This window comes from Streptomyces stoeckheimensis (assembly GCF_045822005.1).
GTDB lineage: Bacteria > Actinomycetota > Actinomycetes > Streptomycetales > Streptomycetaceae > Streptomyces > Streptomyces stoeckheimensis.
Genome location: NZ_CP169552.1, coordinates 212281 through 221220 on the forward strand (window position 1 = coordinate 212281; position 8940 = coordinate 221220).

Genomic DNA, 8940 nt, shown 5'->3' on the forward strand with positions numbered 1-8940 from the left:
GCCGTGACCGTCTTGCAGTCCGCCCCCACCCAGATTCCCCCCTTCGCCCGGATCCTGCAGCTCGCCATGTCGAGCTGGGTCGCGGCGGCGGTCAGCGCGGTCGCCGAGCTCGCCGTGGCCGACGCCCTCGCCGAGGGCCCCCGCGATGTCGAGGACCTCGCCAAGGAACTGGACGCCGACCCCACCAACCTCTACCGCCTGCTGCGCGCCTGCGCCGACCTCGAGCTGTTCGAGGAGCGCGAAGGCCGCGTCTTCGCCCTCGCCGAGGTGGGCCAGGCCCTGCGCAGCGACGCCCCCGACTCGATGCGGAACTTCGCCCGGTGGGTCGGAACGCCCGCCGAGCGCAACACCTGGACGGGCCTCGCCGATTCCGTGCGAACCGGCCGCTCCGTCTTCGAGAGCGTGCACGGCAAGCCGGTCTGGGAGTACATGCGCGACAACCCGAAGACCGCCGAGATCTTCGACCTGGCCATGACGGACACCTCCTCGCAGGTGACCACCCCTGTGGTGAAGGCGTACGACTACAGCTCCTTCCGCAAGGTGGTCGACGTCGGCGGCGGTCACGGCCAGCTTCTCGCTGCCGTGCTCGCGGCCAACCCGCAGGCGCAGGGCGTGCTGTTCGACCAGCCGCAGGTCGTGGCCGGTGCGGGCGCGGAGTTCGAGAAGGTCGGAGTGCAGGATCGCGTCGAGATCGCCGGCGGCGACTTCCTCGAGTCCGTGCCCGCGGGCGGTGACGCCTACCTCGTGGTCAACGTCCTCCACAACTGGGAGGACAAGAAGGCCGAGGTCATCCTCTCGCGCATCCGGGAGGCGATGGCCGAGGACGGCCGCGTGCTGATCGTTGCGGTCGTCATGCCCGCGGACGGCAACGAGGGGCTGACGGTCAAGCTGATGGACCTCAACATGATGGCCCACGCCGACGGGGTGCAGCGCAGCGAGGCCCAGTACGAGGAGCTCTTCGCGAAGGCCGGGCTGAAGCTGTCCCGCATCCTTCCGGGCGGCGGACTCTGCAGCATCGTCGAGGCCGTCCGCGCCTGAGCCGGGTACGCCGAAGGGCCGCCGGTCAGATGCCCGGCGGCCCCGGCGAGGCCCGCGTGGATCAGGGGCGGCGGCCGTACCAGCCCACGAGCTTGTCGATGTCGGGAGCGTCTTCGTGCACCTCCACCACAGGACCGAACGGCACCTGACCACCGCGGGGCTCCGCGGGCACGGCGCGGTGCATGTGCGCCAGCGGCGCCGCGAGGATCTCCGGGTCCCACTCCGGGGACTGACCGGTGGCCTTGGCCAGGTCCCAGGTGTGCAGGACGAGCTCGTTGGTGTAGATCACCGCGCCGACCACACCCGGAACCGGGCCCCACGGCAGGCCGATCTGGCGCCCGAGCACGGCGGGGTCGGACCAGACGGCGTCGAACTCCTTCGTCGCCGCAGCCCACGCCGTGGCCCAGTCGCCGTCGGCGACGTCGTCGGCGAAGTGCGGAACGCTCATGAACGAGCCGCCCGCGCCCAGTACGGCGACGCGGCGCAGTACCGACACGAGGTGGTTGCCCATGTCGCGGACCGAGTAGTCGGGACACGGGGTGGTGGTGTCGTACTGGTCGGGGCGCACCCCGGCGAGGGTGCGTCCGACGAGTTCGACGGCCTTGAACAGGCCACCGCGCGGGTCGGTGGCGTCGGGAGAGGAAGAGGTGGAGGGGGCGGTGTTCGCAGTCTCAGTCATGTCTCCATCTTCTCCACAAAATAGGCCATCTTGTGTCCTATTAGGAAAAAAGATCAAAACAAGGGATGGTCGTCTTGAAGGCTGATCGTCTGGTGGCGACCCTGCTGATGCTCCAAGCGCGCGGGAAGGTGACGGTGGGTGAGGTGGCACAAGAGCTCGAAGTGTCCGAACGCACCGCGCGCCGCGACCTGGAGGCCCTCGGCACGGCCGGCGTCCCCGTCTACTCGCAGCGCGGCCGGGGCGGCGGGTGGAGCCTGATCGGCGGTGCGCGCACCGACCTCACCGGCTTCACCTCGCGGGAGATCGGGGCGCTCTTCCTGGCCGCCGGACCTCTGTCGGCCTCACCCGAACTGCGGGCGGCGCTCCGGAAGTTGTGGGGGGCCGTGCCCGCCCCGATGCGCCCGCACGCGGAGGCGGCGGCCAAGGCGATCGTCATCGACGGGCTCGACTGGTCACGTACGGAGGTGGATGCCACCGGGCCTCACCACCACGCCCTGGAACGGGCGGTGCTGGGTGGCGAGCGGGTCCGCCTCGGCTACGCCGCGCATCCCGACCGGACGCCCGAAGAGCGGACCGTGCACCCGCTCGGCCTGGTGTCCAAGGCCGGCTGCTGGTACCTCGTGGCCGGCACCGCGGAGGGGCTGCACACCTTCCGGGTCAGCCGGATCACCTCCGTGGAGCCGACGGGCGAGCCGGTACGGCGCCCCGAAGGCTTCGAACTCGCCCAGGCCTGGCAGGGTCTGGTCGCCGAGATGGAGCAACGCCTGAGTGCGACGACCGTGCGCGCCCGGGCCGATCCGGACGCCCTCCCCTTGTTGCGCCGGCTGTTCGGCGGCCGGCTGCGCACCGGCGAGGTCCACCCCGACGGGCGGGTCGAGTTCGCGGCCGACGGCCCGTCGGTACAGGACCTGACCGCCCGACTGGCAGGCCTCGGCCACCGTGTCGAGGTCCTCGATCCTCCCGAGGCGCGCGAGTCGCTCGCACGCCTCGGGCATGCACTGACCGCCGTCTATGACAGGCATCCGAGCGATAGTCACTTTCCTCTAGGTACCTACTATGTTGAGGATGCTAGCGTCCTGGACGTGACGGAGCAGAGCACCGTCAGGCCAGACGGCGCAGCTGCTCGACGGCGGCAATTTCACTCAATACCCATTGATTAGGGAGCTGTTCATGATTGTTATCACCGGAGCCACCGGTAACATCGGCCGTCCGCTCGTCGCGGCGCTGGCAGAGGCGGGCGAGGACGTCGTAGCCGTCTCGCGGCGCCCGCTGCCCTCCGGCCTTCCGGACGGCGTCCGTCACGCCCAGGCCGATCTCGGGAACTTCGCGAGCATCAAGCCGGTCCTCGAAGGCGCCGACGCGTTCTTCATCCTGCTGGCCGGCGAGCTCAACGGTCCCGGCGAGGACGCGACCGTGCTGCTCGACCTGGCCAGGGAGGCCGGGGTCAAGCGGGTCGTTCTGGTCTCTTCCCAGCTCGCCGGCACCCGTTCGGGCACCGTCTCGCACAACCGCCTCCGCGAGTTCGAGGCCGCCGTGGCCGGGTCCGGCCTGGACTACACCATCCTGCGTCCGGGCGGTTTCGCCTCCAACGCCTTCGCCTGGGCCGAGTCGGTCCGCGGCCAGCGCTCGATCTTCCACCCGTTCGGTGACGTCGTTCTGCCCGTCGTCGACCCGGCGGACATCGCCGCGGTCGCCGCGGTCGCCCTGCGCGAGGACGGCCACTCGGGTCAGACGTACGTGCTGACCGGCCCCGAGGCGATCGCCCCGCGCCAGCAGGCCGCCGTGATCGGCCAGGCCCTGGGCGAGGAAGTGACCTACGTGGACCTGACCCGCGAGGCCGCCGCCGCGCACCTGGCGCAGTTCATGCCGGAGGAGGTCATCGGCGGAACCCTGGACGTCCTCGGTTCCCCGCTGCCCGTCGAGCAGCAGGTCAGCCCGGACGTCGAGAAGGTCCTCGGCCGTCCGGCCGGCTCCTTCGCCGGCTGGGTCGAGCGCAGCCTGCCGGCCTTCAAGTAGGACCCCGCCCGGGGCACGCGGTACGCCGTCCGCCCCGGGCAGGCCCCGTACAGCCGCCGGGCGCCCGCTGCCAACACCCCCGCAGCAGCAGGCGCCCGGCGGCCTTCGCCGTTTCCCCTGCGGGGCTACGGGTGGGCGCGGTACCAGGGGGCGGCGGAGGGCAGCAGGGAGAGGGGCGTGGGGGTGGGGCGCAGGCGGGTCAGGCGCCAGATGGGGTCGGCGCGCTGGTGGTAGTCGCGAGCCACGTGCGAGAACTGCCGCTCCGTCACCCGTCCGGGATGCGCGCGCAGTTCCTCCAGACAGCGCTCCCAGGGCCAGTCCTCGTGCACCGCCGGCAGTACTCCGTGGGCGGCCAGTGCCGCCATCAGGTCGCCGATCGACACCGGGGTGGGGTGGCTCGCGTGGTAGATCCCGCCGGGGAGCGCATCCGCGGAGGTCGCGACGGCATCGATCAGGCGGGCCAGTTCACCGACGTCGATCACCGACAGCTGCGCGCGGCCGCCGTCCCAGCGGGCCGGTACCCGGCTGACGAGTTCGGCGAGGGCCGGGACCACCCAGCGGTCACCGGCGCCCAGCACCAGCCCCGGCCGCAGGACGGTGCCGCCGGCGGCCAGCACCGGGGCTTCCGCCGCAAGCCGGGTGCGGCTCGTGGCGGACACCGGATCCGGGGCGAACTCGTCGACCTCGATCCCGCAGTGCGGGCGGTCCCCGTAGACCGCGGCCGTGGACAGATGGACGACGCGCCGTACGTCCGCCCGCGCGGCCTCGGCCACGAGGGCCGCGCCGCCCTCGACGTTGACTGCGCGGCACCGCTCCTCGTCCGAACCGATGTAGGAGGCCAGGTTCACCAGCACGGCCGCGCCCTCGCAGACCCCGCGCAGCGAGCCGGGGTCGCCCAGGTCCGCGCGCACCCACTCCACGCCTTCGCGCTCCGCACCGGGGGTACGCGCGAGGGCCCGAACACGCACGCCGGGCCGGCGGACCAGGGCCTCCAACACGGCGGAGCCGATGAAACCGGTGCCTCCCGTCATGACGATCACCCGGGGGACGGGGTCTATCTGCGATGTCTGCATGCGTCGATTTTGTCGGCGTGACGGGTCGGCCCAACTGGCGGGGTGGGTGCCGAGTGACATATCAGCACCACACAGAAGGGAAAGCTTCGATGAACGAGGAACTGTTCACACGCAGCGCACAGGCCGTCGTCACGGCGACGCGAGAACTCCTGAACGCGACGACCAAAGAACCGATATCCACCCCGGAAGACCTAGGGGATGTCCTGCGACCGATTGCGGCGGATCTAAACCAATCCCTGCTCGACCTCCAAGACCTGTGCGACCTGCTCGCGAAGGCCGCCCCACAGAGCATCCACACCAACCACCTACGCCGATGCGCCGAAGACCTCCGCACGGCGGCACACCATTGGCGGTCGATCACCATCAACAGTTCCTGCTCCGGCACCATGTGAACCACCGCCCGGCGAGCGGACTGTGCAGGTTGGTTGAGTGCTGCGCAGGTTCTGTCGGGGGTCAGCGAATCTGCACAATGGTCATGCTTCTGACCTGGGGTTGTGCAGTTTGGGTGAGCGGGTTCCTGGATGGGTGGCTCACTGCATCTGCGTAGCGCCTGGGACCGTTGGTCGTCTGGCCTGCGGTGTTCTGAACCGTTCCGGGTTCGGTAGAGACTCGATTGCATGAAAGGATCGAGTCATGGCACGTCCTTCCTCCTATCCCGCTGAGCTGCGCAAACGAGCGGTCCGTATGGTCGCCGAGGTCCGCGGCGACTACCCGAACGAGTCGGCCGCGATCAAGGCCGTGGCCGAGAAACTCGGCATCGGCTCGACCGAGACGCTGCGCAAGTGGGTCCGTCAGGACCAGGTCGACTCCGGCGCCCGTCCCGGCGTGACCAGCGAGGAATCCGCGCAGGTCAAGGCGATGAAGAAGGAGATCGCTGAGCTGAAGCGGGCGAACGACATCCTGAAGGCGGCGGCGAGTTTCTTCGCGGCCGAGCTCGACCGGCCACATCTTCGCTCGTAGCGTTCATCGACGAGCACCGGGACCGCTTTGGCGGCGTCGAGCCGATCTGCAGGACGCTCACCGAGCACGACTGCAAGATCGCCCCCTCTACCTATTACGCCCACCACAAACGCCTCACCGAACCATCCGCGCGGACCGTGCGCGACGAGGAACTCAAGCCCCTGATCCACCAGGTCTTCAAGGACAACTACCGCGTATACGGAGCCCGGAAGATCTGGCGCGAGCTGAACCGGCAAGGCCACATCGTGGCCCGTTGCACCGTCGAGCGCCTCATGCGCGAGAACGGCATCGCCGGCGCCGTCCGCGGCAAGAAGGTGATCACCACGATTCCGGACGGATCTGTCGAGCGGGCCCCGGACCTGGTGGACCGGAACTTCGTCGCGAGCGCGCCGAACCGCTGCTGGGTCGCCGACTTCACGCACGTGAAGACCTGGTCCGGGGTCATCTATGTCGCGTTCGTCGTGGATACCTTCTCCCGCCGGATCGTCGGGTGGTCGGCCGCCACCACGAAGGAGACCAGGCTCGTCCTGGACGCCCTGGAGATGGCCCTGTGGCAGCGCGACCGCGACGGATTCCCCTACCAGCGTGGCGAGTTGATACACCACTCGGACGCCGGGTCGCAATACACGAGTTTCCGGCTCGCCGAACACCTCGACGCCGCCGGCATCGCGGCCTCGATCGGCTCGGTCGGAGACGCCTACGACAACGCCCTGATGGAGTCCACGATCGGCCTGTTCAAGACCGAACTGATCAAACCCGGCCGCCCCTGGAAGACGCACTCCCAGGTCGAGCTCGCCACCGCCGAGTGGGTCGACTGGTACTGCCACCGCCGACTCCACGGTGAGATAGGCCACGTCCCACCCGTCGAATACGAGACCGCCTACCACCTCGCAACCACAAAACCCCAGGTCACAACCCAGATCTAGAGTCTCTACCGAACCCGGAACGGTTCACCGTGCCGGTTGGCTGCGACGTGGCCACGGGCCGGTATGCGCTGTTCTGGTGAATGGCGATCTGCTGTCGCCGGTCAGTGAATCTGAGCAGTCGTCACGTTCCTGGCCTGGGGTTGTGCAGTTTGGTTGAGCGGGGTGGTGGCTTGGTGGCTAACTGATCCTGCGCAGAGTACGGGGTGGGCCCCAGCCGTCTGACCTGCGGAGTTCCTAGCTCGAGGCCTGGTTGCGCAGGTTGGTTGAGTACTGCGCAGTTTCATTGGTCCGCGACATTTGTCTGGGGGTGTCCGGCTGGTGTGGCACTTTGGCCGTATTCCTGAGTCTATCCGGGTACCAGAATGAAGCATCCGCAGCACTGGGGGAGTCTTCAGGGGGAGGCGCCCACCTCTCCTCCTGGCTGCCGTGTAGAGGACCGTGTCCTGCACTCCTCCCTGGGGAGGAGTGTGGTCTTTGGTTGCGCCTGTTTGGATTGCAGCTGGAGGACTGAGGCCGACGGGGGTGGCGCGTGCTGGGTTTCTTGCTGGAGCTCGTTTTTGGCGGTCTGCTGACGTGGGGTCATGAGAAGCGCAGGGCCAGGAGGAAGGCTCGGAGTTTCGCGGAGGGGGCGGAGGTGGGTTTCGTTGCCTGCGTCCTTGGTGACCGCCCGTACTGCCGGGATGAGGCGTTGGTCTTCCTCTGGGCTACGGGTTCCACGCTGCATGTCACGCCGACGGAGTTCAGGGACCTTCACCGAAGCCCACTTCCCGCAGCGCGGTGGGAGCTGGTTCGGGTCCGGTCGAGAGGCCTTACAGATGCCCGGGTGGTGCAGTACGGCTGGCAGGTGGCCGAGTGCCGCGACGGTGATGCTGTGGTGCTGGTCGGGTGTGCCCCGGCTTCGATGCGGTATCTGACAGTCAGTCTGAACGCCCAGGGAGTCAGCTAGTGAGATCGTGGCACGGGAGAGAAGCCGGAGGCCCGTACCCCGCCAAACGGCGTCACCTCCCGGGCTGAGCCAGTGGTCGACCTGTGGCGTCGAGGCGGGATCTGGAGCGATTTTCACCCTGGAGGGGTTGATGGAGGCGAAGAGTGTGTGGCCGGAGCTGCTGGGGAAGTCGGTGGAGGAGGCCCGCCAGCAGATCGGGGCGGACTTTCCGGGGATTACGGTCCATGTGGTGTCTGAGGGCAGCATGGTGACGATGGACTTCAATGAGCAGCGGGTGAGGCTGTTCGTGAAGGACGGCAAGGTGGTCCGGGAGCCCAGGCGCGGGTAGTCCCTGCTGCCGTCCGCGGAGCGGGCTGGGGTCCTGGAGGCGGAGCCGGGAGGACCGGTTGGGGGTCGAGCGGAGCCAGCCCAGTGGGCAAGAGGCCCGGACCCCGTGAAGGGGGGTACTTCCCGCGCGGAGCGCGAGGCCCTGGGGCTGCCTAGCAGGCCCGTGTCTGGTGGAGCGCAGCGGAACCAGAACCAGGCCGCAGCGAAGCGCGGGACCTCTGGCCCGAAGCGGGTGTTCGGCGCGTAGCGTGTGGTGGATGGGGAGTTGGGGGAAGTCGCTGGTGGATAGGTACTTGGCGGTCGAGCGGGCGTATGGGGCTGGGTTGCCCTTGACTCGTTTCCAGAGGTGGGTGACCAAGCACCCGGTCCGGCTGGGTGTCTATATCGCGGTTCCTGTCAGTCTTGGGGGCGTGCTGTTCGCGGATGAGCCCGGTGGGGTGGTGGTGGCGTTGATCTCCGGGCCGATGCTGGGGGCTGTGTACACCGGTGTGGCTATCGCGGACCGGGCTGTGCGGGTCCGCTTGAGGCGGCGCATGGGGTTCAGGGACGAAGGATGAGCCCGATGCGCACACCACCCCCGCCACTTGCTACTGCTGCCAGCCGGGCCCGCGGAGCGGGCCTTGGCCCTGGAGGCGAAGCCGTAGGGGCCGGAGTGGGAGCGCAGCGGACACTCCAACGGGCCGAAGGCCAGGACCCCGTGAAACGGGGTCACCTCCCGCGCGCAGCGCGCGGAGCCCTGGCCGGCGAAGCCGGCCTGTTGAGTGTGGAGCGCAGCGCAACACGCAACCCAGCTCGAAGCGAAGCGGAGAGCTCCGGCCGAAGGCCGGCCCCGGGCTGCGAAGCAGCCCCACCGAGCGCAGCGAGGCGGTTCGTTGCCCCCGGAGCGAAGCGGAGGGGGCAGGCGCCGAAGGCGCCTCGGCCGAGCGCAGCGAGGCCGTTCAGTCCTGAGCGCGCAGCGCTCAGGTACCCGCTCCG

General features: G+C 69.1%; 8 protein-coding genes. 6 read left to right on the forward strand and 2 right to left on the reverse strand.

The annotated features are described in order from the left end of the window. Positions 1 to 3 precede the first annotated feature (3 nt). A complete protein-coding gene (locus ACE1OC_RS42615; RefSeq protein WP_407842042.1) occupies positions 4 to 1038 on the forward strand; it encodes a methyltransferase in 1035 nt (344 codons plus the stop codon). 61 nt (positions 1039 to 1099) lie between these two features. Here the strand turns inward: ACE1OC_RS42615 and ACE1OC_RS42620 are convergent, their stop codons facing one another. Then, complete coding sequence (locus ACE1OC_RS42620) at positions 1100 to 1717, reverse strand: TIGR03086 family metal-binding protein (protein ID WP_407842043.1); 618 nt, start codon at positions 1715 to 1717, stop codon at positions 1100 to 1102. Between the two features lie 65 nt (positions 1718 to 1782). Here ACE1OC_RS42620 and ACE1OC_RS42625 point away from each other — a divergent pair, with 65 nt between their 5' ends. Then, the gene (locus ACE1OC_RS42625) at positions 1783 to 2877 is read left to right on the forward strand and encodes a helix-turn-helix transcriptional regulator (protein ID WP_407842044.1); all 1095 of its coding nucleotides are present in this window, start codon (positions 1783 to 1785) and stop codon (positions 2875 to 2877) included. 10 nt (positions 2878 to 2887) lie between these two features. Further along, complete coding sequence (locus ACE1OC_RS42630; protein ID WP_407842045.1) at positions 2888 to 3733, forward strand: NAD(P)H-binding protein; 846 nt, start codon at positions 2888 to 2890, stop codon at positions 3731 to 3733. Positions 3734 to 3858: 125 nt separating this feature from the next. On the opposite strand, the gene ACE1OC_RS42635 is transcribed toward ACE1OC_RS42630, so the two are convergent. Further along, complete coding sequence (locus ACE1OC_RS42635) at positions 3859 to 4806, reverse strand: NAD-dependent epimerase/dehydratase family protein (RefSeq protein WP_407842046.1); 948 nt, start codon at positions 4804 to 4806, stop codon at positions 3859 to 3861. Between the two features lie 89 nt (positions 4807 to 4895). On the opposite strand from ACE1OC_RS42635, the gene ACE1OC_RS42640 reads away from it, so the two are divergent. The 3 genes from ACE1OC_RS42640 to ACE1OC_RS42650 all read left to right on the forward strand — a co-directional run bounded on the left by ACE1OC_RS42640 (position 4896) and on the right by ACE1OC_RS42650 (position 7966). Then, a complete protein-coding gene (locus ACE1OC_RS42640) occupies positions 4896 to 5198 on the forward strand; it encodes a hypothetical protein (RefSeq protein ID WP_407842047.1) in 303 nt (100 codons plus the stop codon). 241 nt (positions 5199 to 5439) lie between these two features. Further along, positions 5440 to 6692, forward strand: a protein-coding gene (locus ACE1OC_RS42645; protein WP_407842048.1) for an IS3 family transposase whose coding sequence is annotated in 2 segments (ribosomal slippage) — positions 5440 to 5719 and positions 5719 to 6692 — 1254 coding nt in all. Because the reading frame shifts where the segments join, the coding sequence is not laid out codon by codon here. A 1076-nt stretch (positions 6693 to 7768) separates the two neighbouring features. Next, entirely contained in the window at positions 7769 to 7966 is a 198-nt protein-coding gene (locus tag ACE1OC_RS42650; RefSeq protein WP_407842049.1) for a serine protease inhibitor, read from the forward strand. Positions 7967 to 8940: the final 974 nt, after the last annotated feature.

What these genes read in the sequence shown, in the direction of transcription:
- ACE1OC_RS42635 (WP_407842046.1), bottom strand. Translation starts at nt 4,806, where the DNA reads ATGCAGACATCGCAGATAGACCCCGTCCCCCGGGTGATCGTCATGACG.
- ACE1OC_RS42650 (WP_407842049.1), top strand. Translation starts at nt 7,769, where the DNA reads ATGGAGGCGAAGAGTGTGTGGCCGGAGCTGCTGGGGAAGTCGGTGGAG.
- ACE1OC_RS42625 (WP_407842044.1), top strand. Translation starts at nt 1,783, where the DNA reads ATGGTCGTCTTGAAGGCTGATCGTCTGGTGGCGACCCTGCTGATGCTC.
- ACE1OC_RS42630 (WP_407842045.1), top strand. Translation starts at nt 2,888, where the DNA reads ATGATTGTTATCACCGGAGCCACCGGTAACATCGGCCGTCCGCTCGTC.
- ACE1OC_RS42620 (WP_407842043.1), bottom strand. Translation starts at nt 1,717, where the DNA reads ATGACTGAGACTGCGAACACCGCCCCCTCCACCTCTTCCTCTCCCGAC.
- ACE1OC_RS42640 (WP_407842047.1), top strand. Translation starts at nt 4,896, where the DNA reads ATGAACGAGGAACTGTTCACACGCAGCGCACAGGCCGTCGTCACGGCG.